At 48.4% G+C, this 23,636-nt stretch carries 22 protein-coding genes; 16 read left to right on the top strand and 6 right to left on the bottom strand.

The genetic code is table 11. From position 1 onward, the window contains the following. Positions 1-143: 143 nt before the first annotated feature. Both H6X83_RS02635 and H6X83_RS02640 read left to right on the top strand, forming a co-directional pair. Positions 144-2,435, top strand: coding sequence for a glycoside hydrolase family 3 C-terminal domain-containing protein (locus H6X83_RS02635; RefSeq protein WP_212507626.1), 2,292 nt, complete (start codon positions 144-146; stop codon positions 2,433-2,435). Between the two features lie 76 nt (positions 2,436-2,511). Beyond that, positions 2,512-2,697 (top strand): DUF6440 family protein, encoded by a 186-nt coding sequence (locus tag H6X83_RS02640; RefSeq protein ID WP_212507627.1) that lies wholly within the window; start codon positions 2,512-2,514, stop codon positions 2,695-2,697. A gap of 53 nt (positions 2,698-2,750) precedes the next feature. On the opposite strand, the gene H6X83_RS02645 is transcribed toward H6X83_RS02640, so the two are convergent. Genes H6X83_RS02645 through uxuA form a run of 3 tightly spaced genes read right to left on the bottom strand, consistent with a single transcriptional unit; the run spans position 2,751 to position 6,185 of the window. Then, positions 2,751-4,367, bottom strand: a complete 1,617-nt coding sequence (locus H6X83_RS02645; protein WP_212507628.1) for a mannitol dehydrogenase family protein — start codon at positions 4,365-4,367, stop codon at positions 2,751-2,753. A 7-nt stretch (positions 4,368-4,374) separates the two neighbouring features. Further along, the gene (locus tag H6X83_RS02650; protein ID WP_212507629.1) at positions 4,375-5,085 is read right to left on the bottom strand and encodes a GntR family transcriptional regulator; all 711 of its coding nucleotides are present in this window, start codon (positions 5,083-5,085) and stop codon (positions 4,375-4,377) included. 20 nt (positions 5,086-5,105) lie between these two features. Beyond that, entirely contained in the window at positions 5,106-6,185 is a 1,080-nt protein-coding gene (gene uxuA / locus H6X83_RS02655) for a mannonate dehydratase (protein ID WP_212507630.1), read from the bottom strand. Between the two features lie 368 nt (positions 6,186-6,553). Between uxuA and H6X83_RS02660 the strand changes: the two genes are divergently transcribed. The 8 genes from H6X83_RS02660 (at position 6,554) to H6X83_RS02695 (ending at position 16,406) form a co-directional block, all read left to right on the top strand. Next, positions 6,554-7,414 (top strand): YitT family protein, encoded by an 861-nt coding sequence (locus tag H6X83_RS02660; protein WP_212507631.1) that lies wholly within the window; start codon positions 6,554-6,556, stop codon positions 7,412-7,414. Between the two features lie 70 nt (positions 7,415-7,484). Beyond that, positions 7,485-8,081: a winged helix-turn-helix domain-containing protein gene (locus H6X83_RS02665; protein WP_212507632.1), complete on the top strand. Its 597-nt coding sequence runs from the start codon at positions 7,485-7,487 to the stop codon at positions 8,079-8,081. A 37-nt stretch (positions 8,082-8,118) separates the two neighbouring features. Next, positions 8,119-8,907 (top strand): Cof-type HAD-IIB family hydrolase, encoded by a 789-nt coding sequence (locus H6X83_RS02670; RefSeq protein ID WP_212507633.1) that lies wholly within the window; start codon positions 8,119-8,121, stop codon positions 8,905-8,907. A 2-nt stretch (positions 8,908-8,909) separates the two neighbouring features. Continuing rightward, a complete protein-coding gene (locus H6X83_RS02675) occupies positions 8,910-9,620 on the top strand; it encodes a class I SAM-dependent methyltransferase (RefSeq protein ID WP_212507634.1) in 711 nt (236 codons plus the stop codon). A gap of 219 nt (positions 9,621-9,839) precedes the next feature. Further along, positions 9,840-11,930: a glutamine synthetase III family protein gene (locus H6X83_RS02680; protein ID WP_212507635.1), complete on the top strand. Its 2,091-nt coding sequence runs from the start codon at positions 9,840-9,842 to the stop codon at positions 11,928-11,930. 229 nt (positions 11,931-12,159) lie between these two features. After that, positions 12,160-13,818 (top strand): tripartite tricarboxylate transporter TctB family protein, encoded by a 1,659-nt coding sequence (locus H6X83_RS02685; RefSeq protein ID WP_212507636.1) that lies wholly within the window; start codon positions 12,160-12,162, stop codon positions 13,816-13,818. Between the two features lie 181 nt (positions 13,819-13,999). Then, a complete protein-coding gene (gene ftsH / locus H6X83_RS02690) occupies positions 14,000-16,018 on the top strand; it encodes an ATP-dependent zinc metalloprotease FtsH (RefSeq protein WP_212507637.1) in 2,019 nt (672 codons plus the stop codon). Then, positions 15,999-16,406: a C-GCAxxG-C-C family protein gene (locus H6X83_RS02695; protein ID WP_212507638.1), complete on the top strand. Its 408-nt coding sequence runs from the start codon at positions 15,999-16,001 to the stop codon at positions 16,404-16,406. The genes ftsH and H6X83_RS02695 overlap by 20 nt, the downstream gene beginning before the upstream one ends. Positions 16,407-16,475: 69 nt before the next feature. On the opposite strand, the gene H6X83_RS02700 is transcribed toward H6X83_RS02695, so the two are convergent. Beyond that, complete coding sequence (locus H6X83_RS02700; protein WP_212507639.1) at positions 16,476-16,838, bottom strand: hypothetical protein; 363 nt, start codon at positions 16,836-16,838, stop codon at positions 16,476-16,478. Positions 16,839-16,932: 94 nt separating this feature from the next. Continuing rightward, on the bottom strand, positions 16,933-17,109 hold the full coding sequence (locus tag H6X83_RS02705) for a DUF4250 domain-containing protein (protein WP_212507640.1): 177 nt from the start codon (positions 17,107-17,109) through the stop codon (positions 16,933-16,935). Between the two features lie 212 nt (positions 17,110-17,321). On the opposite strand from H6X83_RS02705, the gene H6X83_RS02710 reads away from it, so the two are divergent. The 5 genes from H6X83_RS02710 (at position 17,322) to H6X83_RS02730 (ending at position 21,522) form a co-directional block, all read left to right on the top strand. Next, positions 17,322-19,445 (top strand): sodium-translocating pyrophosphatase, encoded by a 2,124-nt coding sequence (locus H6X83_RS02710; RefSeq protein WP_212507641.1) that lies wholly within the window; start codon positions 17,322-17,324, stop codon positions 19,443-19,445. A 136-nt stretch (positions 19,446-19,581) separates the two neighbouring features. After that, complete coding sequence (locus H6X83_RS02715) at positions 19,582-19,974, top strand: secondary thiamine-phosphate synthase enzyme YjbQ (protein ID WP_212507642.1); 393 nt, start codon at positions 19,582-19,584, stop codon at positions 19,972-19,974. A 338-nt stretch (positions 19,975-20,312) separates the two neighbouring features. Beyond that, positions 20,313-20,825 carry an NUDIX hydrolase gene (locus H6X83_RS02720; RefSeq protein ID WP_281391044.1) on the top strand — a complete coding sequence of 171 codons (513 nt, stop codon included), beginning with the start codon at positions 20,313-20,315 and terminating at the stop codon, positions 20,823-20,825. Further along, positions 20,822-21,076: a hypothetical protein gene (locus tag H6X83_RS02725; protein ID WP_212507644.1), complete on the top strand. Its 255-nt coding sequence runs from the start codon at positions 20,822-20,824 to the stop codon at positions 21,074-21,076. Before H6X83_RS02720 ends, H6X83_RS02725 begins: the two co-directional genes overlap by 4 nt. A 137-nt stretch (positions 21,077-21,213) precedes the next feature. After that, the gene (locus tag H6X83_RS02730; protein ID WP_212507645.1) at positions 21,214-21,522 is read left to right on the top strand and encodes a hypothetical protein; all 309 of its coding nucleotides are present in this window, start codon (positions 21,214-21,216) and stop codon (positions 21,520-21,522) included. Between the two features lie 59 nt (positions 21,523-21,581). On the opposite strand, the gene H6X83_RS02735 is transcribed toward H6X83_RS02730, so the two are convergent. After that, on the bottom strand, positions 21,582-22,436 hold the full coding sequence (locus tag H6X83_RS02735; protein ID WP_212507646.1) for an AraC family transcriptional regulator: 855 nt from the start codon (positions 22,434-22,436) through the stop codon (positions 21,582-21,584). Between the two features lie 190 nt (positions 22,437-22,626). On the opposite strand from H6X83_RS02735, the gene H6X83_RS02740 reads away from it, so the two are divergent. Further along, on the top strand, positions 22,627-23,607 hold the full coding sequence (locus H6X83_RS02740; RefSeq protein WP_212507647.1) for a D-isomer specific 2-hydroxyacid dehydrogenase family protein: 981 nt from the start codon (positions 22,627-22,629) through the stop codon (positions 23,605-23,607). Positions 23,608-23,636 lie beyond the last annotated feature (29 nt).

Raw genomic sequence — 23,636 nt, forward strand, 5'->3', positions numbered from 1 at the left:
AGAGGGGGTACCCGCCTGTTTCTGTTAGGTATAAAGTTTTACAGAAATAAGCAGAGAATTCTATTGCATATGTAAAATAAAAACATTAAACTATAAATGTAATTTTTATAAAAGAAGTCAATATTGCAAAGGGAGAGAGCAGCATGGATATAAAAGAACTGGTCAGCAAAATGACATTGGAAGAAAAGGCAGGACTATGCTCCGGCGCAGATTTTTGGCATACAAAGGCAGTACCGCGGTTGGGCGTACCTTCCATGATGGTGAGTGATGGCCCGCACGGCCTGCGCAAGCAGGACCTGCAGGCAGACCACTTGGGTATCAACGAAAGCATTAAGGCAGTCTGCTTTCCGGCGGGCTGTGCAGCCGCGGCTTCTTTTGACAGAAACCTGCTTTACAAGATCGGCGAAACGCTTGGAAATGAATGTCAGGCTGAAGGAGTCGGCGTGATTCTCGGCCCGGCGGTCAATATTAAGCGTTCCCCGCTTTGCGGACGCAATTTTGAATATTATTCTGAGGACCCATACCTTGCTTCTGAACTTGCGGCAAATGAGATAGAAGGGGTGCAGAGCAAAAATGTCGGCACCAGCCTCAAGCATTTCTTTGCGAACAATCAGGAGCACCGGCGCATGAGCAGCAGTTCCGAAATGGACGAGCGCACCGCACGGGAGATTTACCTTGCCGCGTTTGAGGGTGCGGTAAAGCAGGCGAAGCCCTGGACGGTGATGTGCTCCTACAACCGCATTAATGGTGTTTATGCCGCACAGAACCGGAAGTCACTGACGGATATTCTTCGCAAAGAATGGGGCTTTGACGGCTTTGTGGTCAGCGACTGGGGCGCCGTGAATGACCGCGTACCGGATTTGGAAGCAGGGCTGGATTTGGAGATGCCGACTTCCTTTGGACTAAATGACGAAAAAATTGTGCAGGCAGTTCAAAATGGTACGCTGAAAGAATCTGTTCTGGACCGTGCGGTGGAGCGTATCCTGACACAGGTGCAGCGTTTTGAACAGCACCGCGACAAAACAGCTGTGTTTGACAGGGAAAAAGACCACGCACTTGCGCGCAAAGCTGCGGGGGAATGCATGGTGCTGCTCAAAAATGATGCAGAGCTTCTGCCGCTTTCCAAAACAGCAAAGCTTGCGTTTATCGGCGAATTTGCGGCAAAGCCGCGTTATCAGGGCGGCGGCAGTTCGCACATTAATTCCAGCCGCGTGGATTCCGCATGGGGACTGGTGCAGGAAAACTGCGGGGAGTACCCGAACATTTCCTATGCACAGGGCTACGACACCAATACAGACCAGATTTCAGCGGACTTGCAGCAGCAGGCGGTGCAGGCGGCAAAGGAAGCAGACACAGCGGTCATTTTTGCGGGATTGCCAGACACCTATGAATCAGAGGGATACGACCGCACCCATATGCGTCTGCCCGAAAATCAGGCTGCACTGATTGAAGCAGTGACTGCGGCAAATCCGCATACTGTGGTGGTACTGCACAACGGCTCGCCAGTGGAAATGCCGTGGCTTGACCGTGTGCAGGCAGTGCTGGAAGCTTACTTGGGCGGACAGGCTGTCGGCGGTGCGCAACTGGATGTGCTGTTCGGCGCGGTCAATCCCAGCGGGCATCTGGCGGAAACTTTCCCCAAAAAACTGGAGGATAATCCATCTTATCTGTACTACCTCGGCGAGGGTGACAAAACTGAATATCGGGAGGGCGTTTTTGTTGGCTACCGGTATTATGACACCAAAAAGATGGACGTTTTGTTTCCCTTTGGGCATGGGCTCAGCTATACTGCTTTTTCCTGTGACAGTATGCGGCTGGACAAAGACCATATGCGCGATACGGACACTTTAACGGTTCAGGTGCAGGTGACCAACACTGGCAAACGCACTGGTAAAGAAGTTTTGCAGCTGTATGTTGCACCGCCAAAGGGAGAGGTCATCCGCCCAATCCATGAACTGAAAGGCTTTGAAAAGGTGGAGCTTGCCCCCGGCGAAACCAAAACTGTGACGTTTACGCTGCAAAAGCGCGCTTTTGCCTACTATGATATGGATTTGCCGGATTGGCGGGTGGAATCCGGCACCTATACGATTGAACTTGGCGAATCGAGCCGCAAGATTTTAAAAACCGCGCAGATTGCGGTGACAGGCACTTCTAAAAAGCTCAGAAAGGTGACATTGGATACCACGTTTGGGGACTTGATGCAGATACCCGGTGCCGCAGAAATTTTGCAGCCGCTTGTACAGGATTACGGTATTACTTCGGATGACTCCGGAGATAGTACAGCTTTAGGGGAAAGTACTGCTCAAATGATGGAACAAATGCTGCGCTATATGCCTCTGCGCGGGATGGTCGCGTTTGGCGGTGGCAAAGTGAATTACGCGGATGCACAGGCGGTGGCGGAGCAGATTAACCGGCTGCCCGCCCTGCAGGATTGATTTTTTGGTTTGCCTTGCTGCAGAAACAGCGGTATACTATTGAAAATGATAAAAAGCGTAAGGAGCGGCAGTCAGCATGAAAAAAGAAGAACGATTTGTTAAAACATTTTCGCAGGGTGGCTTATCAATTACGCAGATCTGGGTGGACCGCGAAACCGGCGTCAATTATCTTTTTCACTGTGATGGATATGCCGGTGGGTTGACAGCACTGTTGGACAAAAACGGAAAACCCGTAATCACACCACTGGAACCGGCAGAATAAAAAAAGACAGGAACTGCACCGAAACCGGTGGCAGTCCCTGTCTTTTTAATTTTTTATAAATTTACATATTTTTTAAGGGTGCTTCTTACCGCGCCGGGGCCTTCGACCAGTTCCGCAAAGTAAGTTTCCACTGTTTTTCCCAGACCTGCTTCGTACAGGTCAACACCGAAAATAGCGGAATTGGAGAGAATCGGCTGCAATGCTTCGTGGAATGGTCCCTTGCTGCCCAGTTTTACATTGGCAAGGTATGCTTGGTTTTCCGCAAGCAGCGGGTCGGAGGACGGCTCAAACGTTTCGCCGCTGTCATCTACGCCCATAATATAGCGGCACCAGCCAGCCAGCACCAGCGGAATCAGCTTGAGGTCGGTTACATTCAGCGTGGGGGAGGCGAGGTATGCCTTAATGGTTTCACCGTAACGAATGCCAAGTTTCTGGGAAGTATCGGTTGCAATACGCTGCGGCGTGTCCGGCATAAACGGATTCGGTACACGTACATTCAGTACAGTGTCAATGAATTCCTTCGGGTCAAGAATACCGGGGTTGACAACGACCGGCAGACCCTCTTTGTAGCCGATGATTTCCACCAGCTTTTTCAGTTCCGGGTCTTTCATCTCTTTGGAAATCAACGTATAGCCAAGCAGGCAGCCAAAAACCGCCAGCGCGGTGTGCAGCGGATTCAGGCAGGTGCAGACTTTCATTTTTTCCACTTTGTCCACCGTTTCGCGGTCGGTGAAAATCACACCGCCTGCGTCCAGATTCGGCCGGCCGTTGGGAAACCAGTCTTCAATGACCAGATACTGTGTTTCCTCGGAATTGACAAAAGGAGCAACATAGGTGTGCTTGCTGGTCACTTCAGCTTCTACATCTTCAAAACCGTCTTTCACAAGCATTTCTTTTACAGAATCGTCCGGACGCGGCGTGATTTTGTCAATCATGCTCCACGGGAAAGAAACTTTGCTGCGGTCATGAATATAAGCATCGAAACCGGCGTCTGCCACACCATTTTCCATCCATTTTTTTGAGAACGTACTGACGGCATTGTAAAGCTTGGTGCCGTTGTGGGAGCAGTTGTCCATGCTGACTAGTGCCAGTGGGAGTTTGCCGCTTTGGTAGCGTGCAAAGACAAGCGCCGCCAGTTTGCCAATGTAGCTGATTGGCGCGGCGGGGCCATTTAAAAAATCCTGCTGTACAGCGTCAGTGAATTCGCCTTTGCCGTTTACCAGACTGTAGCCCTTTTCGGTAATGGTGAAACTGACCATCTGCAGGGCGGGAGCGCAGAAAATTTCTTTCAGCCGTTTCCATTCCGCTGCATCCTGTGAATCTACCTTTAAAGATTCTACTATGCTGCCGACAACGGTCTTTTCAATGGAACCGTTGGATTTCAGTGTGACCAGAACGGAAAGGTCATCGTGCGGGCGGTACATTTTGTCAATGATTTCGTAGTCAAAACCTTCGGCCACGATGATGCCGGTGTCTGCTTTGCCTGCATTCAGAATATCCTGCTGCACGTTTGCGGTAAATGCGCGGAAAATGTTGCCTGCGCCAAAGTGAATCCACTTTGGTGTTTTCTTTGTCTGTTCGCGAACCTGATTCCGGTCAAATTGCGGCAGGGCAAAGCCTGCTTTTTTCCAGGCAGCCTTGTCCTGCAGTGCTGCTTCATTCAGTTTCATGATTTGGTCATTCCTTTCGTTCTTTTCTGTCAATGAAATAATCCGGATACTGCCGGAACAAATCCAGTTCCTGTATGTTGATTTTGCGGCAGTGGTTTTCTTCAAGGTGGGTCAGGCGGCGGCTGTCTGCTTCGCGGATGCACCGCAGCATTTCTTTGTGTTCGTCAATGGCGCAGCCGACGATTTGTGCGTCCCACAGGGTCATGAGCCGCGCGCGGCGGTAGTGGCCGGACATGTTTTCAATCAGTTCCCAGCAAAGCTGTTTGTCAGCGGCGTGGAAGAAGACGCTGTGAAAGGCCTCGTCTTTGTCCAGAAAGTCTGCCATGCGGGCTTCACGCAGGCACTGTGCCTGCACCTCCACAAGCTGTTCCATCTGCGCAAGGTCCGCCGGTGTACAGCGCTTCAGGAAAAGGTCAAGCAGCCGAACTTCCAGACTTTCGCGCAGGAAGCGTTCTTCCTCAACTCGGTGCGGGTCAATGCGGGAAACGCGGGTGCCTTTTTGCGGCAGTACGTCAGCAAGTCCCTCTTTGGCAAGCCGCATCACAGCGTCCCGCACCGGGCTGCGGCTGACTTCCAGCTTTTCCGAAAGTTCCTTAATATTCAGTTCTTCACCGGGGTGCAGGCGCAGCAGCATGATATCTTCCCGCAGACCGGCGTAAATGCGGTCACCGATATTTTGAATTTGAAATTTTTCGGGTTTGGTCAGTGCAAACGGCATTTTGGGCCTCCGTAGTTGTTTTATGCTTTTGCGTTTTTGTCAATGGCTTCCCACAGACCGTTCAGGTATGCGATGCCGAGTGCGCGGTCATACAGACCGTAGCCGGGGCGTCCGACTTCGTCCCAAATCATACGGCCGTGATCGGGGCGGACGTAAGTGTCCGGACAGGTTTCGTACAGGGCTTTCATGATTTCATACATATCGAGGGAGCCGTCACTGGAAAGGTGGGAGGATTCGCGAAATTTGTGATGACCGAGAAATTTGATGTTGCGGACGTGCGCGCAGCCGATGCGGTTCATCTTGCCGAAGTGGCGGATGATAGACGGAATATCGTTTGCAGGGTCGGAGCCAAGGGAACCGGTGCAAAGGCAGACGGTGTTGCTGGGGCTGTCATGCAGTTTGACGATTTTATCGAAGTCCGCCTGTGAATGTGCAATGCGGGGCAGGCCGAAAATCGGCCACGCGGGGTCGTCAGGGTGGCACGCCATGACGATGCCGACTTCTTCGCAGGTGGGGATGATGGCGTCCAGAAAATACTTGTAGTTTTCACGCAGCTTTTGTTCGTCAATGCTTTGGTACTGTTCCAGTACGCTTTGCAGTTCTGCCAGACGTTCCGGTTCCCAGCCGGGCAGGCTGAAGCCGTTGGAACTTTTAGCGGTGTTTTCTACAATTTGAATCGGTGTCATGCCGGCAAGTTCGGCTTCATCAAAGTACAAAGAGTTGGAGCCGTCCTCCGGGATAACGTGTGCGAGGTCGGTGCGCAGCCAGTCGAAGACGGGCATGAAGTTGTAAACAATAACTTTCACGCTGCACTGTGCCAGACTTTTGATAGTCTTAATGTAATTTTCAATGTAACGGTCGCGGCTGGGTTTGCCAAGCTTGATGTCCTCGTGAATGTTTACACTCTCGATTACCTCTGCTTCAAGACCCGCTTCGTGAACGTGTTTCACATAGTCCTGAATGACCTCCAGCGGCCATTCTTCGCCTGCGGCATACTGGTCAAGTACGCCCATAAGTCCGGTGCAGCCAGGGATTTGTTTGATTTGTTTCAGGCTGACGCTGTCGCGGCCTTCGCCGAACCAGCGGAATGTCATTTTCATAAATGAAACGCTTCCTTTCAAAGATTCTGTTTCTTAATATACTAATATATTAGTATATTAAGTGACAAATGTAAAGGACCTGCTGTGAAAATATGAATTAAATTCTTTAGCGTACAGTTCAAAAAATAGAAGTATGGTTTGGAGCTAGCTTTGTATGTAAAAAAGTTTCTGTCAAAAAATAACCCTGCCGTCCTTAAAAAGACGGGCAAAATACAGCTGAAAGAGCAGCTTCTAACTTAACATTTCAATTATTTTGTCAAATATGGTTCCATTCTTTTGGGTAATCGCCTATAATATTTTTTGATTAGAAATGCCTGCGGCAGATTACGACGTTTTTAAGAATGAACATTTTGCAGTGAGGAGATATTATGGATAAAAAGAAGATTGCTTCTATACTCAAAGAGTATTCCTACTTAACTGTGGGTACGCTGATTATGGTGGTTGGCATTTATTTTTTTAAATTTACAAACAATTTTTGCTTTGGCGGTGTAACCGGCATGGCAGTGCTGTTCAGCGGATTTACGATTTTCAGCGCTTCCGATTTGACGTTTATCATCAATATGCTACTGTTGGTGGTCGGTTTTCTGTTTGTGGGAAAGTCTTTCGGTGTGAAAACCGTGTATGTCAGCATCTTAATGTCTGTTGCACTGAGTGTTTTGGGAAAAATTTACCCATTGACAAAGCCGCTGACCAATGAGCCAGTGCTGGAATTTATGTTTGCTGTGTTTCTGCCTTCACTCGGTTCTGCCATGCTGTTTGACGCGGAGGCTTCCAGCGGCGGTACGGACATTTTAGCGATGATCTTAAAAAAGTATACCAGCCTGAACATCGGCGTGACACTGATGATTGTGGATGTGGCGATTACTGTGATTGCGTTTGCAGTGTACGGGCCGAAAACCGGGCTGTTTTCGGTGGCGGGGCTGCTGACCAAGACGTTGATGATCGACAGCGTGATTGAAAATATGAATCTTTGCAAATATTTTACGGTGGTTTGCGACGACCCGGAGCCAATTTGTGACTTTATTCATAAGGAACTGGACCGCAGCGCTACGATATTCAATGCAGAGGGCAGTTACCAGCACAACGAGAAGAAAATCATTTTAACAGTGATGAAGCGCAATCAGGCGGTGCGGCTGCGCAAATTTATCCGCCAGCAGCAGCCCAACGCTTTTATTATGATTACAAACAGTAGTGAGATTATCGGCAAAGGCTTTCGCGGTATGAACTGAATGTAAGGACCGCTTTTGCAGAATACTCTTTGTTATGTTATAATTTCTGTATCAAAGGAGATACGGAACTATGAAACAGGAAATTCTTGAACTGCGGGATGAAGAGAGTTTAAAGATTTATATGGATCCGCTGCGCCAGCGCATCGTTTTAACGATGTGCTCGCTTAACCGGCCGGTGACTGCAAAAAATTTGGCGGATATTATGAGCATTTCACCATCTTCTGCCAAGCACCATCTGCAGAAGCTGCAGAGTATCGGCGTGGTGCAGGTGGACCACACCGAACAGATTCATGGAATCACAGCGACCTTTTATATTTGCGCACCGGTGGAGGTGCGCATTGCCATGGACAACAATGACGCAGAAAGCGAGGATATGAAGCGTCTGCTGGGTGAAAATATGGTTCGCATGGTGTATAAAGACTATTATGAGAAAATGCGGGAGCATGCGGAAGAAGTCGGCTGGAAAAACATCTATAAAGAAAATCCCTTTGTCGGTAGTCTGCTTGGCGGGGTCATTTATATGACGCAGGAGGAAATTGACACGCTGTACGAAAAAGTGTTGACGTTTGTGCAGGCACACACTGCTTTCGGCGGAGAAAATACCATTCCGATTGAGTACAGCCTGATTGCTTTCAATTCACAGAAGAAAGAAAAGAACAGCAAATAAAAACAATCGCCGGACTTTCAACCATGGGGGCATATGTGTGGAAAAACTTTTATGCTTTGATTATGATATGACGCTGCTGGATCATGCAACAGGGAAAATACCGGAAAGTACACTGCGTGCAATCGAAAAGCTGCGGCCGGAATGGAAAATTGTAATTGCCACCGGCCGTGACATGGAGCAGCCGGAAAGTGCATATGGTATGAAAACGGTTCAGCCGGATGCGGTCGTGCAGATGAACGGCGCGAAGGTCTGTGCCGAGGGCAGGGCACTGTACGAATATTTTATGCCACAGGAATTACTGCAGCAAATTTTTATATTCGGCAGAAAGCATGACCTGTGCATCAGCTGCCTTTTGAACAACATTTATTACACGACAAAGCCGCAGCCGCTGCGTGACTTTGTTTACACCTGTGTGCGGCAGGATGAAATTCATATCCGCCCAGCCGAAGAGGTTTTTGGACAGCAGGTGAGTGCGATGGCACTGGTTGGAAATGTGGAAGATGCGCAGCTGCTGGAGGCGGAATTCCCGCAAATCCGCGTCCCGCTGTTTGCTAAAAAACACGGCGCGGATATTATCCCGCGTTCTCTTTCCAAAGCAGAGGGAATGCGCCGTTTGCTGAAGCACTATGGAAGCAATTTTTCACAGGTTATCTTCTTTGGGGACAGCGGCAATGATCTGGAACTAATTGAGGCGGCAAAGCTCGGCATTGCCATGGGAAATGCAATCCCGCCGCTGAAAGAGGCTGCGGACTATGTGACGGACGCAGTGGACAAAAACGGTATTTGGAACGCACTGATTCACTTTAATTTATTACAGGAGGAATGAATATGAAAAAAGCAAATTATGGAGTGGACGCTCCCTTGGTGGTGTTTCTATATCTTGCTGTTGGAGCGCTGTGTTTCATTTTAGCAATCGTGCGAGCGCATACAATCTCCTATTTTGGAATTTTGCTGCTTGTGATTGGTGGCTATATGCTTTACGGCAGCAAATGCGGCAAATACAAAATGCGGGAAAAAGTTCTGCAGCGGCTGGTGGTGCGTGAAAATGACATGGTTTTGGATGTTGGCTGTGGCCGCGGACTGATGCTCAATGGCGCTGCACGAAAGCTGAAAACCGGCAAGGCCTACGGCATTGACTTATGGAGCGGAAAGGACCAGTCTGGCAACAGCCGAAATGCTACACTGAAAAATGCACAGTTGGAAGGTACAGCGGATAAAATTAAGGTTCAAAACGCGGATATGTGTGCGCTGCCGTTTAAGGATGAAACTTTCAGCGTCATTGTTTCCAGCCTTGCCATACATAATGTAAGCGGAGAGGACTCACGCAAAAAGGCGCTGCTTGAAATCGCGCGTGTTGCGGGGAATGGCTGCCGGGTTGCAATCCTTGATTTGGCACATGTGCAGGAGTATGCGGACATTCTTTCAAAAAATGGGTTCATGGTAGAGGAAATCAGCAAAAATAAGTGGCAGATGTTCCCGCCGGTCAGGGTGCTTTATGCTCGCCGGCAGAAAATCGCCAATCTGACTTCTAAAAAATAAGTGCGGGCGCCGAATCTTTGCGGAATTTGTCTGCACGCACAAAAAAAACAAAAGTCAGCGGCGTGAATTTTTTGCTTTTCCTTATTTCATGCCGTTGACTTTTTGCTGCGGAGGGCATATAATAATGCCAACGACAGTAAAGGCGCTGTGGGGCTTTGGTTCCCTATGGCGCTTTTTGTCTATCTACGTCGATTTTGTGACTGCATGGAGGGAAATTGCATGAGTACGGTACCAGAATTATTTGGCAGCCAGGTTTTCAATGAGACTGTCATGAAGGCACGCCTGCCCAAAGACACGTTTAAGGCACTGATGAAGACCCGCAAAGAGGGTCAGCCGCTTGTTTCGGACGTTGCAAATGTTGTGGCAAATGCAATGAAGGATTGGGCTGTGGAAAAAGGCTGCACCCATTACACCCACTGGTTCCAGCCGATGACAGGCATTACTGCGGAAAAGCACGACAGCTTTATTTATCCTGTTGACGGCGAAAAAGTCATCATGGAATTTTCCGGCAAGGAACTTGTCAAAGGTGAGCCGGACGCCAGCTCATTCCCGTCCGGTGGCCTGCGTGCAACTTTTGAAGCACGTGGATACACCGCGTGGGACCCTACCAGTGATGCATTTATTAAGGACGATACCCTGTGCATCCCAACCGCTTTCTGCTCCTATGGCGGCGAAGCACTGGACAAAAAGACGCCTCTGCTGCGTGCTATGAATGCACTTAACAAGCAAGCTATGCGTATTCTGCGCCTGTTTGGCAACACCACCGCACAGCGGGTGAATACCACCGTTGGCCCGGAACAGGAGTATTTTCTGATTGACCGCGAGCTGTACCTTAATCGCCGCGATTTGGTTTACACCGGCCGTACCCTGTTTGGCGCAGAGCCGCCGAAAGGGCAGGAGATGGAGGACCATTATTTCGGTGTAATTAAGCCGCGCGTGAAAGCTTTCATGAAAGATTTGAACGAGGAACTGTGGAAACTCGGTATCCTTGCCAAAACGGAGCATAATGAAGTTGCGCCCGCACAGCATGAACTTGCGCCGATTTTTACCGGCACGAATATTGCTGCTGACCACAACCAGCTGACCATGGAAATCATGAAGAAAGTTGCTGCAAAGCACGGTATGGCCTGCCTGCTGCATGAAAAGCCGTTTGATGGCGTTAATGGCTCCGGCAAGCACAACAACTGGTCTATGGCAACCGACACTGGCGTAAATCTGCTTGACCCCGGCGATTCTCCGCGTGAAAATGCCCAGTTCCTGCTGTTCCTTGTGGCAGTACTGGAGGCTGTGGATGAGCATCAGGATTTGCTGCGAATTTCCGTTGCCAGCGCCGGAAATGACCACCGCCTGGGTGCCAACGAAGCACCGCCGGCCATCATTTCCATTTTCCTTGGCGATGAGCTGACCGCGGTTTTGGACTCTATTGAGCAGGGCAAGCACTATGCGCAGAAAGACAAAGAAGTGCTGACTGTCGGTGTTGATGAACTGCCGCCGCTTTCCAAGGATGCCACCGACCGTAACCGTACCTCTCCGTTTGCATTTACTGGCAATCGCTTTGAATTCCGCAGCCTTGGTTCCACCGTTTCCATCGCCTGCCCGAACATGATGCTGAATACGATTGTAGCGGATGTACTGGAGAAGTATGCTGACCGTCTGGAAAAAGCAAAGGACTTTACAAAGGAACTGAATGTAATTATTCACGATGCGTACCACGACCACAAGCGAATCGTCTTTAACGGCGACGGCTACACAGACGAGTGGATTGCAGAGGCTAAGAAGCGTGGCCTGCTGAACCTGCCGTCCACTGCGGACGCCCTGCCGTACTACACCCGTCCGGAAAACGTGAAGCTGTTTGAGCACCATGGCGTGCTGGCAAAGGATGAAGTTTTCTCTCGCCGCGATATTCAGCTGGAAAACTATGCAAAGCAGCTGCACATTGAAGCGCTGACCATGGTAGATATGATTTACAAGGATATTCTGCCGGCAGCGGGCAAGTATATGAAGGATTTGAGCGAAGAAGTTGCCACAAAGACCTCTGTTTGTGCCGGCATCAGTGCGGAATTTGAAAAAGATACCTTGAAAGAGCTTTCTGCATTGAGTGACTCACTCTATAAAGAAACAAAGACGCTGCAGAAAGCCATTGCCGGTGAGGGCAAGGGCTCTGTGCAGGAGCAGGCGGAGTATGCCCGCAACGCACTGTTTACACAGATGGAAAAGACACGCAAGGTTGCAGACCAGATTGAGCCTAAGGTTGGCAAGACCTACTGGCCGTATCCGACCTACGGCGACCTGCTGTTCAGCGTGCTGTAAAATTAAATTTGTTTTTGAACTGCCGCAGTGTTTTGCACTGCGGCAGTTTTTTGTACGAAAAGTAGCGCATTTTTTGAAAATCGTGTATACTAATAGCAATGCATAAAAGCAAGAAAGAACTTTCTGCCGCATGCGCCCCCAAAAAGGGGATTCTTGGAAATCAGCACATTGCGCCATTTATAGCTTACTATGGAATCAAGCTATAGGAAGACAGGAAAGAGAGGACAAAATGAAACTGAAAAAAGTAATAGCATCGGGAGAGGGAAAAAGTAAATCCTTTAAACGTATCGTAACAATTATTGTAATTGCTGTACTGGCGTTCCTGTATTATTATGCGGAGCTGCCGGCAATCAATATCCACTCCGGCGGATTCTGGGGATTCATCATTGTGCTTGCAGTGATTCTGGTGTTTGGCTTCTTGATTGTTCCGGCGGTTCACCGTGCATCTGACAGGGGGGATTCCTCACCGGACTGGAAACATGAAAAGGCAGCGAAGACCGGAATCCTAGTGGTGCTGGGCATTATCGGGGTATTTATCATTGGAAGTATCCTTTCCTCACCAATTGTCAACGCCAAGAAGTACCAGCAGCTGCTGACTGTGAAGGAAAGCGACTTTACCAAAGATATACAGGAAGTCGACATGAAGAAAATTCCGCTGATGGACCGGGATTCCGCAACGCTGCTGGGCAACCGCAAAATGGGCAGTATGGCGGACATGGTTTCACAGTTTGAGGTTTCAAGTGAGTACAGCCAGATTAATTACAAAAATACACCTGTGCGCGTTTCTCCTTTGCAGTATGCCAGCGTGATTAAATGGCTGACCAACCAGAGCAGCGGAATTCCGGCTTACATTAAAATTGATATGGCTACGCAGGACACCGAACTTGTGAAGCTGAGCCAGCCGATTCGCTACTCAAAATCGGAACATTTCAACCGAAAAATCGAGCGCCACCTGCGCTTCCGTTACCCGACCTATATTTTCGACACCCCCAACTTCGAGATTGATGAGCAGGGAACACCGTGGTGGATTTGTCCGGTAAAGGATTACACCATCGGCCTGTTCGGCGGCGAAACTATCGGCCGTGTGGTTCTGTGCAATGCACAGACAGGAGAAACGCGGGACATGGCGGTGCAGGACGTGCCGCAGTGGGTAGATAAAGTTTACTCCGCAGATATGCTGAACGGATTCTATAATTATTATGGTACACTGAAGCATGGCTACTTCAATTCCATTCTGGGACAGAAAGACTGCCTGAAAACCACAGATGGTTACAACTATCTTGCACTGAATGATGATGTTTGGGTTTACACCGGCGTTACCTCTGTTACCGGCGACCAGAGCATTGTGGGCTTTGTGCTGATGAATCAGCGTACCAAGGAAACAAAATTCTATTCGGTCAGTGGTGCAGTGGAAAGCTCCGCAATGGGCAGTGCGGAGGGGCAGGTGCAGAATCTGGGCTACAAAGCAACTTTCCCGCTGCTGCTGAATACAGCGGATCAGCCAACCTATTTCATTGCATTGAAAGATGACGCAGGACTTGTAAAAAAGTATGCGATGGTAAATGTTCAGAAATACCAGATTGTTGCCATTGGAGATACCGTGCCTGACTGCATGAAAAATTACAAGGCATTGATGAAAACCAATGGAATCAAAACAAACGCTTCCACACAGGATGCAGACAAAACTGCAACCGGAAAAATCAAAAAGATTGCACAGGCAGTGCAGGACGGCAATTCGCATTACTATGTAATGCTGGAAAATGACAATCATTTGTACGATATCAATCTTGCGGACAATGTTGCATTTCTGCGTTACAGCGAGGGGGACACAGTTACCCTGACTTACACGGAGGGAACTCCAGCCTGCACGGTTACAAAAGTGGGCTAAATTGAATAAGAACAGGCCTTTGTGCAGATTCTAACTCTCTGTGCAGAGGTCTGTTTTCTGATTTGTTCATTTTCATTTCATAGTAATCTGCAAAAAAATGTGGTATGATGTTCACAAAGTGAAAATCCAGCCGGCCCTGCAGCGGCGTGCTGTTTTTAGATGCCGTGCGAAAGGAATGTAAATGAAAGAGCAAAAGAATCCCAGAAAACAAATCATTATTTTTTATGCGGTCGCAATTGCACTGATTGCGCTGATGAATTTGGTCGTTTTTCCGGCTATGACGCAGCCGAAAACAACCAGTGTTGATTATGCCACTTTCCTGAAAATGGTGGACAATGGCCAGGTCAGCAAAGTGAGCATAGATCGTACAACTCTAAAAATCACCTTTATGGCGAAGGGCAGCGTGCCGGTGGTGAATCCCTCTGCTTCTTCCGCCTCCTCTAAAGACTCCGCAGTGAGTCTGCCGTCTGCTCTGCAGACAAAAAAAGACCCGAATGCAGAAAACATTTATGTAACCGGAGTGATGCCGGATGAAAAGCTGACGGAGCGCCTGCTTGCAAAGGGAAATATTGAATTTACCGCAGAAATTCCACAGCAAACCTCGCCGCTGCTTTCTGTTTTTATTGAGCTTGTGCTTCCAATCGGATTGATGCTGTTGGCAGGCTGGCTGTTACTGCGCATGATGCAGAAAAAAATGGGTGGCAGCGGCGCCATGTCATTTGGCAAGAGCAATGCGAAAATTTATGTGGAAGCGCAGACCGGCAAAACCTTCAGTGATGTTGCCGGCGAAGACGAAGCCAAAGAAGCGCTGGTGGAAATTGTTGATTTTCTGCACAATCCGCAGAAGTACACAGACATTGGTGCGACACTACCGAAGGGCGCGCTGCTTGTTGGCCCTCCCGGTACCGGCAAAACTCTGCTTGCACAGGCAGTGGCAGGTGAAGCACACGTGCCGTTCTTCTCTATTTCCGGTTCAGAATTTGTAGAGATGTTTGTCGGCATGGGTGCCGCAAAGGTACGTGACCTATTTAAGCAGGCACAGGAAAAGGCCCCCTGCATTGTGTTTATCGACGAGATTGATACCATCGGCAAATCGCGCGACAACAGCCTTTCCACCAACGATGAACGCGAGCAGACGCTGAATCAGCTGCTTACTGAAATGGACGGCTTTGACGGCCGAAAGGGCGTCGTTATTCTGGCGGCAACCAACCGCCCGGACAGTTTGGACAAAGCACTGCTGCGTCCGGGACGTTTTGACAGGCGAATTCCGGTTGAACTTCCGGATCTGAAAGGCCGCGAGGCAATCCTGAAAGTACACGCAAAGGATATTAAAATCGGGCCGGATGTGGACTACAACGCGGTTGCTCGCGCAACGGCCGGTGCTTCGGGCGCGGAACTTGCCAATATCATCAATGAAGCGGCGCTGCGTGCGGTAAAGTGCGGCCGCAAATCGGTCATTCAGGCGGATATGGAAGAAAGTGTGGAAACCGTTATTGCTGGGTATCAGCGTAAAGGTGCTGTGATTCCACCCAAAGAAAAGGAAATCATTGCATACCATGAAACCGGACATGCACTGGTTGCCGCCATGCAGAAAGGTACCGCACCTGTTACCAAAATTACGATTATCCCGCGTACCAGCGGTGCACTGGGCTATACCATGCAGGTAGACGAAGATGAAAAGTCGCTCATGAGCAAAACAGACTGCCTTGGAAAAATTACAACACTGTGCGGCGGCCGTGCTGCAGAAGAGCTGATTTTTGAAGATTCTACCAGCGGCGCCAGCAATGATATTGAAAAAGCGACTAAGATTGCACGTGCCATGATTACACGCTTTGGCATGAGCGAAGATTTTGGTATGGTTGCAATGGAAACCGTGCAGAACCAGTACCTCGGAGGAGATACCTCGCTGACCTGTTCTCCTACCACTGCTGCAAAGATTGACTTAGAAGTGCAGCAGATTATTAAGGAGCAACACGAAAAGGCATTGGACATCTTAAAACAAAATACAGGAAAGTTGCATGAGATTTCACATTATCTGCTGGACAAAGAAACCATTACCGGCGATGAATTCATGACGATACTGAACCACAAACCGGCATTGGAGGAGCACACAGCAGACAGCGCTCTGCCGGATGCAGACAGTGAAAAATCAGAAAGCAGCGGAAAGGATGCACAACAAAATGGAGAGTCGAATCAGTAAAGCATTGGAGCGCCACCACAGTGGTTATAATTGCTGTCAAGCGGTTGCTTGTACTTACAGTGATTTAGTAGGTGTGCCGGAAGACGAGCTGTTTCGTATGGCAGAAGGTTTTGGCGCAGGTATGGGTGGTATGGAGTCTACCTGTGGTGCTGTCAGCGGCGCAGTGCTTTTGGCGGGTCTGAAAAGCAGCGGCGGAATGCAGCAGCGTACCAAAAGTGCAACTTATCAGCTTTCCAAGGAGATTGTGGAGGAGTTCCGCCGTAAAAATGATGCGATTGTCTGCAAAGACTTAAAAGGAGTGGACACCGGCAAAGTCCTGCGCAGCTGCGACGGCTGCATAGAGGATGCCTGTGAGTTGGTTGAGCAAATCCTGTTTCAGGAAAAGTAAAATTTATTAAGAAAAGAGCTGCTGGCTTTGCACAAATGTGGGCAAAGCCAGCAGCTCTTTTTATGTAATTCAGTTTACCTGTTTTAATTCCCATTCGTCCAATGTCGGATGCTGGCGGGGATCGTTTGCCCAAGCAACCAGATGTTCCACACCGCTTCTGGTGATTTTTCCGTCTTCTTTAATTTCTGTCAGCTGTTCTTCCACGTTGCTCAAACGTGTGTCCATTGCGTTCAGACGTACGTCCATGTCATCCAGACGGGCATCAATACCGTCAAAACGTTTGTCCATGCCATCCAAGCGGTTGTCCATGCCATCCAAACGGTTGTCGATACCATCCAAACGGGCATCAATTTTTTCTAAATGCTGATTGATTGGATCCAACTTTTGGTCAATCATGCCGGAAAGGCTTTGCAGAAGTTCTTCACTTGTCATTTAGCGATTTCTCCCCCCTCTTTTTATATTAAGAATAGCATGAGCAACTGTGTGTGTCAAGAAAATCTGGAAGGTATAATCTGTTTGTACAGAATCATACAAATTGATTGCAGGAGGGGTCATAAACGTAATCGATAGCAGAGAGCTTTTTTTCCAACGTGCTTTGGTCTATTTCCAGACTGCGGCACAGGTCGGCAAGGTTAGGACACTCGTCACGGAGCCGTGTGTTGATAAAGCTCAGTAAAATAGCAGGGTCAGTTGGCAACTTCATTGACAGGACTTCCTTTCTGTATTTATAGTATACCGTAAGGAAAGCACCGTTGCAAGCAGTGGATATTAGTCGTGTATGCGCGAATTATAGATTATTGTGACTTTAAGATAAAATTTTTTAATTGTATATTTACTTTTTATACACAATTCATTATAATGGGATTGAAGCTAATGGAAGAATGCAGTAAAATTAAAGAGTAGGGAGGTCCTTTTATGCTCACGTTCTTAGCGCCTGTTGGTTCGGTAATCGCACTGTTATTTGCGTTTTATCTGGCCAGGCGGGTGCGTCAGGCAGAGGAAGGCACAGAAAAGATGAAGCAGATTTCCGCGGCTGTGCGCCGCGGTGCGAATGCTTATCTGAAACGTCAGTACACTGGTGTGGCTATCTTCTTCGCTGTTATGTTTGTGGTTCTGTTCATCATGGCAGGGTTTGGATTCCTTACCTATTTTGTTCCGTTCGCTTTTGTGACAGGTGGCTTCTTCTCCGGCCTTTCCGGTTTCATCGGAATGCGCATAGCTACCTCGGCAAATGCGCGCACCGCCAATGCAGCCAGCAAAAGCCTGAATTCTGGGCTGCGGGTAGCATTTTCAGCTGGCGGTGTAATGGGCTTTGTGGTGGTTGGACTTGGATTGCTGGACATTTCATTCTGGTTCTTCTTCCTCAAGTGGTTTTACTCCAATCCGGCGAATCTGGGACTTGCCGCAGATGTCAGTGCAGCAGCACTGGAATCCGCACAAGTACAGGCAATTACCAGTGCAATGCTGACCTTTGGCATGGGTGCTTCCAGCATGGCATTGTTTGCGCGTGTCGGCGGCGGTATTTTTACCAAGGCGGCAGACGTTGGTGCTGACTTGGTTGGCAAAGTGGAAGTCGGCATTCCGGAAGATGATCCGCGAAACCCCGCTGTTATTGCTGACAACGTCGGCGATAATGTTGGCGATGTAGCTGGCATGGGTGCTGATCTATACGAATCTTACGTTGGCTCCGTCATTTCCACAGCAGCTTTGGCAGTTGCAGCAGGTTATGGTTTTAAAGGAGTTTCCATTCCGATGGGCATGGCTGCGATTGGCATATTGGCTTCCATTATCGGTACCTTCTTTGTCAAAACCAAAGAGGGCGCTTCGCAGAAAAATCTGCTGACAGCACTGCGGCGCGGTACATGGATTAGTGCAGCAATTATTACTGTGGCTGCATTCCCGCTAATTTGGTTTGGTCTTGGCAGTGAACATATTGGACTGTATGCGGCAGTCATTTCGGGACTGGTTGCCGGTATTTTAATTGGTATTTTCACAGAATACTACACCAGTGATACATATAATCCACTGAAGAAGTTGGCTGAATCCAGCAAAACCGGTGCGGCAACGGTTATCATCAACGGTTTGAGCCTTGGCATGAAGTCCACAGCTGCTCCGGTCGTAATTGTCGGCATTTCTATTATTATCAGCTATTTTTCATCTGGCGGTGCACAGGCCTACGATAATGGACTGTACGGAATCGGGCTTTCCGCGGTCGGCATGCTTTCCACACTGGGGATTACCCTTGCAACGGATGCATACGGTCCGGTTGCAGACAACGCAGGCGGTATTGCGGAAATGGCGGGTTTGGATGAATCCGTTCGTGAGCGCACAGACGCGCTTGACAGTCTTGGCAATACCACAGCCGCTACTGGAAAAGGGTTTGCAATCGGTTCGGCGGCCCTGACTGCTTTGGCGCTGATTGCTTCTTATATTAGTGAAGTAAAGGTACGTGACCCGAACTTTGCATTTAACCTAAACATTACCAGTCCGGCGGTTTTGGTTGGTCTGTTTATTGGTGCGGCGCTGCCCTTTATGTTTGCAGCGCTTACGATGGCAGCAGTTGGAAAATCCGCACAGAGTATTGTGTTTGAGGTTCGCCGCCAGTTCCGGGAGATCAAAGGCTTGCTGGAGGGCAAGGCAGATCCGGACTACGAAACCTGCGTTGATTTGTGTACCCGTTCCGCGCAGAAGCAGATGATTGCGCCGGCACTGATGGCTGTAATTGTACCGATCGTGGTTGGCTTGCTGCTGGGTGTCAATGGTGTGTGCGGTATGCTGGCCGGGGCAACAGCGTCTGGATTTATCCTGGCAATCATGATGGCAAATGCGGGCGGTGCATGGGACAACGCAAAGAAATATATTGAAGCTGGCAACTTTGGCGGCAAAGGCAGCGATTGTCACAAAGCTTCGGTGGTCGGCGATACGGTCGGTGATCCGTTTAAGGATACCAGTGGCCCCTCCATCAATATCCTGATTAAGCTGCTTTCTATGGTTTCCATTGTTTTCAGCGGTCTGATTATAAGCTGTCACTTGATGTAAAATAGAAATAGAAAAGCGGTGCCTGCCATTGCGGCGGACACCGCTTTTTTCATGCCTTGCGTTTTTTGCTGCAAAGCTCTATACTTTATAAAAGCGGCAGTTTATTACAAAAACCGTATGAAACGGAGGACTGGCAATGCTGTATTCTTACGAACTGGAAACCGGTAAAGAGGGCTTCTACGAAATTACGGACAAGGTGCGGGATGCACTGAAAAAGAATGGTGCAGAGTCTGGCATCTGCATGGTCTATTGTGTGCATACCACAGCGGCTGTTACCATCAATGAAAATGCTGACCCGGATGTTGTGCACGACTTGATGTTTGCACTGGACAAAACTTTTCCGGACAGACCGGAGTTTCAGCATCAGGAGGGAAATTCGGCGGCACACCTGAAGTCTTCAGTAATTGGCTGCAGCGTAACTGTTCCAATTCAGGATGGCCATCTGGCGCTTGGAACGTGGCAGGGCATTTATTTTTGCGAGTTTGATGGGCCGAGGCATCGCCATTTTACTGTGCAGATTATGCACTGAAGAAATGTGCAGGAATTCTTAAAATATTGCAATTATCAATCTGCACACAACACGAGAAATGCAATATTTTTGAATTGTAAAAATAAAATTGGAACATATATATCCATAAAGTGGAATTTTAAAAGTGAAAGCGTAAAGGCCTAAAGCCTTACTGATGTAAAGATTAAACACTTTACAAAGTAAATCGAGAAATGCCAGGATTTGTCGAATAGAATAGTAATGTAAAGGCACATAATATTACAGGTAGGGAAGAAAATATAGATGAATTACTTACAATATATGACCAAAATTTCAATATTACTGGTACTGCAGAACGCGCGGTTGCGCACACAATAGGCATGTGGCATGCGGTCGTTCATTGTTGGGTGATATCCAAACGGCAGGACGGCATTTGGATATGGTTTCAAAAACGTGCACACACGAAAAAAGCATTCCCGGATTATTACGATACTGCAGTTGGCGGACACATTTCTGCAGGCGAAAAAGCGATTGAAGCCGTCCTGCGGGAAACACAGGAGGAACTTGGTTTGCATCTTCAAGAGTCAGACGTTAATCTGCTGGGCATTACTAAAGAAGATGAGGTATTTGCGGAGAGCCCATTGCAGGATAGGGAATTTTGCTACGTCTTTTTGTATGAAGATGTGAATCCGCCGTTTGCACCGGGTGAAGAAGTGGATGATATGGTTCGGATTTGTTTAACGGATTTGTCCGCAAAGGAATTGCATGGCGCAAAGACAGTTCCTGCGGTCACGATGCAGGGAAAAAAACTGGTGCTGCGCGCGGAGGATTTTTGTATCCACCCAGGTGAATTCACGCATTTCATTTTACCGAGACTGGAGGAACTGCAATGAAGCGTCTTTTGTTTCGTGGAGAACACAAATTTCGTGCGGCAGAGCTGTTTTTCGGTGATAAGCCCCGCTTTCAGGTAGAGGATTATGTTCCATATAAAGAACTGGAAGTGGTATGGCAGGATGACGGCCGATATTCTGTTTGGGGTGATCTGGACGATGACGCAGTTTTGCTGCAAGATACCACGCACGACCCGCGCCACTTGGTGCCCCATGCTTTACCGTTGGCAGATGAGGTTTTGGAAGAAGAATGAACAGCGAAAAATGTGTATGAATTGTAACGTTTTAAACAATGTAAGAATCCCTCTTGTTTTTCACGTTATGGTGGAGTATAATCACTTCAAACAATCATGTGCATTTTGGTAAGGATTCACAAGAAGGAGGCAATTGCATGGCACAGGCAAGCAGAGAAAAAGGAATGCTCGAAAAATTTGAGGAGTTCACCGGTATGGTGAGCGGCTTGGAAAAGAGTATGACTTTGGATGACCTGCTGACGGATTCTTTTTTGAAAGAATATACGCAGTTTGAAAATCTGGCAGCTTTCAAAGATGCCTGCGGTGGAAAAGTTGAGTCACTCGACGATTTGTCCCAGCTCAGTGACAGCTTGGTGCAGGAAAAAACGAAATTCAGCACAGCCGAGGATTTTATGAATAAGGCAGTTGAAGTTTACATTGCTTCTGTCTTCAGTGACGAAGAATAAACAGCCCGTTAGCAAAGAAGCTGCGGTACCACATGAATTTGTGGTACCGCAGCTTCTTTTTAATATTGAGAGAGCACGGGCATCTTTTCCGCACGTTTTTGTGTTCGGTAGTCACTGGGGCTGCAGCCGGTCAGCTTATGAAAAGCTTTTGAAAAGGCAAGCGGATCTGGGTAACCGCAGGAGTGTGCAACCTGATTTACCGGTAGGTCAGAGCGGTACAGCAGGCCACAGGCTTTTTCAACGCGCAGATGTATCAGAAAGTCACGCGGTGACATCTGCATCTGCCGCTGAAACAAAGAAGTAAGGTAGCTGCGGTTTAGGCATACATAGTCCGAAAGTTCGGCGATTGTAACGTCATTTTGATAGTTTTGCTGCATATATTCAACGGCCTTATTGACATAAAGATTTTTAGTAGGCCCGTTTTGTTCGTAGGGGAGTGCACTGTCCGCGGCAATCAGAGCAAACCACTGATAAAGCAGTCCCTGTAAAAAAAACTCATCACTGTAGGAAAGTTTTCGGTGTTCCAGCATCTGCTGCAGGCAAGCGGAAAGTGCCTCAGCTTCTTTACAGCGAAAAACACGCTGTTTACCGGAAAGCCCGCACCGCGCCAGATGCGTTTCTGCCTGAGTGCCCGAAAAAGCGATCCAAATGCAGTGGCACGGGTCATTCAAATCTGCCTGATAAAACGTGATTTCTTCCGGTAAAACCAAAAATCCTTCCTGCGGGCCAAGTGTGTAGCTTTTTCCGCCAGCCTGAAAAACTGCATGCCCGGAAATGCAGTAGTACATCATGTAATGTTCCCGTACAGCAGGGCCAAAAGAATGTCCCGGCTGGCAGGCACGCTCACCGCAGAATAAAAGAGAAAATTCTTTGGATACAGAGGGTAAATCAACTTTTTCTGCTGTGGACTCCATACTGCTTTCCTTCTTTTTTCGGATTTGCTGTCAAACGAAGCGGAATTCAGTATAGCATATTCAGCAAGGGGCGGCAAGCATTTTTTCTGCAGATACAGGTGCTTTCCTTTTTTCTCTGAGTGGTCTATAATGGACATTAAATGTACAAAAAACTGAAGACGATGTTCTGTGGCAGAAAGGGTGGATTGAATTGTCAATTACGGTATATTCCTGCCGTGCGGATGAAGCTGCGTTTCTAAAGAAATTTGCACAGCAGTATCAGGTGGAGCTCAAAGAAACCGAGCAGCCGCTGACGGCACAAAATGCTGCATTTGCACAGGCCAGCAGTACGGTCAGTATCATCACCACTCCAGTAACACGCGGTGTGCTGGACGCACTGTACCAGGCAGGTGTACGTTACATTTCCACACGAACCATTGGATATGACCATATTGATACAGCGTATGCGGAATACTTGGGCATTCATGTCGGCAATGTCAGCTATTCACCAAACAGTGTTGCAGATTACACTTTGATGCTCATTCTGATGGCAACGAGACGCATGAAATCCATTCTGCGCCATGCGCAGGTACAAAATTTTTCACTGCAGGGGATGCAGGGACGTGAACTTTCCAATCTTACCGTTGGTGTTGTCGGTACAGGGCGGATTGGGCGAACAGTGATTACCCGGCTGACCGGATTCGGCTGCCGCATCCTTGCCCATGATTTGTTTGAGAGCGCTGCTGTAAAAGCTTTTGCGTCCTATGTGGATTTGGATACGCTGCTGAGAGAAAGCGATATCGTTACTCTGCATATGCCTGCAACAGATGAAAATTACCATATGATTGGAAAAGAAAATCTTGCAAAAATGAAACCGAACGCAGTGCTGGTAAATACCGGCCGCGGTTCACTGGTGGATACGGCAGCACTGATTGATGCATTAGAGGGTGAAAAACTCGGCGGTGCTGCGCTGGATGTGATTGAAAACGAAAGCGGACTGTACTACAAAGATTTGCAGGACAAGCCGCTTGCCAATCGTGACCTGGCTCTGCTCAAAGCAATGCCAAATGTGCTTGTCACGCCGCACACCGCTTTTTATACGGATCAGGCGGTCAGCGACATGGTGGAGAACTCTATAAAAAGTTGTTTGGCTTTTGAAAAGGGAGAGAACAACCCCTGGCAGGTCATTTGATTTTAAAAAATTTAAAAACACATTGAAAA

Source organism: Caproicibacterium amylolyticum (genome assembly GCF_014467055.1).
Taxonomy (GTDB): Bacteria; Bacillota; Clostridia; order Oscillospirales; family Acutalibacteraceae; genus Caproicibacterium; species Caproicibacterium amylolyticum.

Excerpts from the sequence above, each read along its gene's own strand:
- H6X83_RS02635 (WP_212507626.1), top strand. The coding sequence starts at position 144 with ATGGATATAAAAGAACTGGTCAGCAAAATGACATTGGAAGAAAAGGCA.
- H6X83_RS02640 (WP_212507627.1), top strand. The coding sequence starts at position 2,512 with ATGAAAAAAGAAGAACGATTTGTTAAAACATTTTCGCAGGGTGGCTTA.
- H6X83_RS02645 (WP_212507628.1), bottom strand. The coding sequence starts at position 4,367 with ATGAAACTGAATGAAGCAGCACTGCAGGACAAGGCTGCCTGGAAAAAA.
- H6X83_RS02650 (WP_212507629.1), bottom strand. The coding sequence starts at position 5,085 with ATGCCGTTTGCACTGACCAAACCCGAAAAATTTCAAATTCAAAATATC.
- uxuA (WP_212507630.1), bottom strand. The coding sequence starts at position 6,185 with ATGAAAATGACATTCCGCTGGTTCGGCGAAGGCCGCGACAGCGTCAGC.
- H6X83_RS02660 (WP_212507631.1), top strand. The coding sequence starts at position 6,554 with ATGGATAAAAAGAAGATTGCTTCTATACTCAAAGAGTATTCCTACTTA.
- H6X83_RS02665 (WP_212507632.1), top strand. The coding sequence starts at position 7,485 with ATGAAACAGGAAATTCTTGAACTGCGGGATGAAGAGAGTTTAAAGATT.
- H6X83_RS02675 (WP_212507634.1), top strand. The coding sequence starts at position 8,910 with ATGAAAAAAGCAAATTATGGAGTGGACGCTCCCTTGGTGGTGTTTCTA.
- H6X83_RS02680 (WP_212507635.1), top strand. The coding sequence starts at position 9,840 with ATGAGTACGGTACCAGAATTATTTGGCAGCCAGGTTTTCAATGAGACT.
- H6X83_RS02685 (WP_212507636.1), top strand. The coding sequence starts at position 12,160 with ATGAAACTGAAAAAAGTAATAGCATCGGGAGAGGGAAAAAGTAAATCC.
- ftsH (WP_212507637.1), top strand. The coding sequence starts at position 14,000 with ATGAAAGAGCAAAAGAATCCCAGAAAACAAATCATTATTTTTTATGCG.
- H6X83_RS02695 (WP_212507638.1), top strand. The coding sequence starts at position 15,999 with ATGGAGAGTCGAATCAGTAAAGCATTGGAGCGCCACCACAGTGGTTAT.
- H6X83_RS02700 (WP_212507639.1), bottom strand. The coding sequence starts at position 16,838 with ATGACAAGTGAAGAACTTCTGCAAAGCCTTTCCGGCATGATTGACCAA.
- H6X83_RS02705 (WP_212507640.1), bottom strand. The coding sequence starts at position 17,109 with ATGAAGTTGCCAACTGACCCTGCTATTTTACTGAGCTTTATCAACACA.
- H6X83_RS02710 (WP_212507641.1), top strand. The coding sequence starts at position 17,322 with ATGCTCACGTTCTTAGCGCCTGTTGGTTCGGTAATCGCACTGTTATTT.
- H6X83_RS02715 (WP_212507642.1), top strand. The coding sequence starts at position 19,582 with ATGCTGTATTCTTACGAACTGGAAACCGGTAAAGAGGGCTTCTACGAA.
- H6X83_RS02720 (WP_281391044.1), top strand. The coding sequence starts at position 20,313 with ATGTGGCATGCGGTCGTTCATTGTTGGGTGATATCCAAACGGCAGGAC.
- H6X83_RS02725 (WP_212507644.1), top strand. The coding sequence starts at position 20,822 with ATGAAGCGTCTTTTGTTTCGTGGAGAACACAAATTTCGTGCGGCAGAG.
- H6X83_RS02730 (WP_212507645.1), top strand. The coding sequence starts at position 21,214 with ATGGCACAGGCAAGCAGAGAAAAAGGAATGCTCGAAAAATTTGAGGAG.
- H6X83_RS02735 (WP_212507646.1), bottom strand. The coding sequence starts at position 22,436 with ATGGAGTCCACAGCAGAAAAAGTTGATTTACCCTCTGTATCCAAAGAA.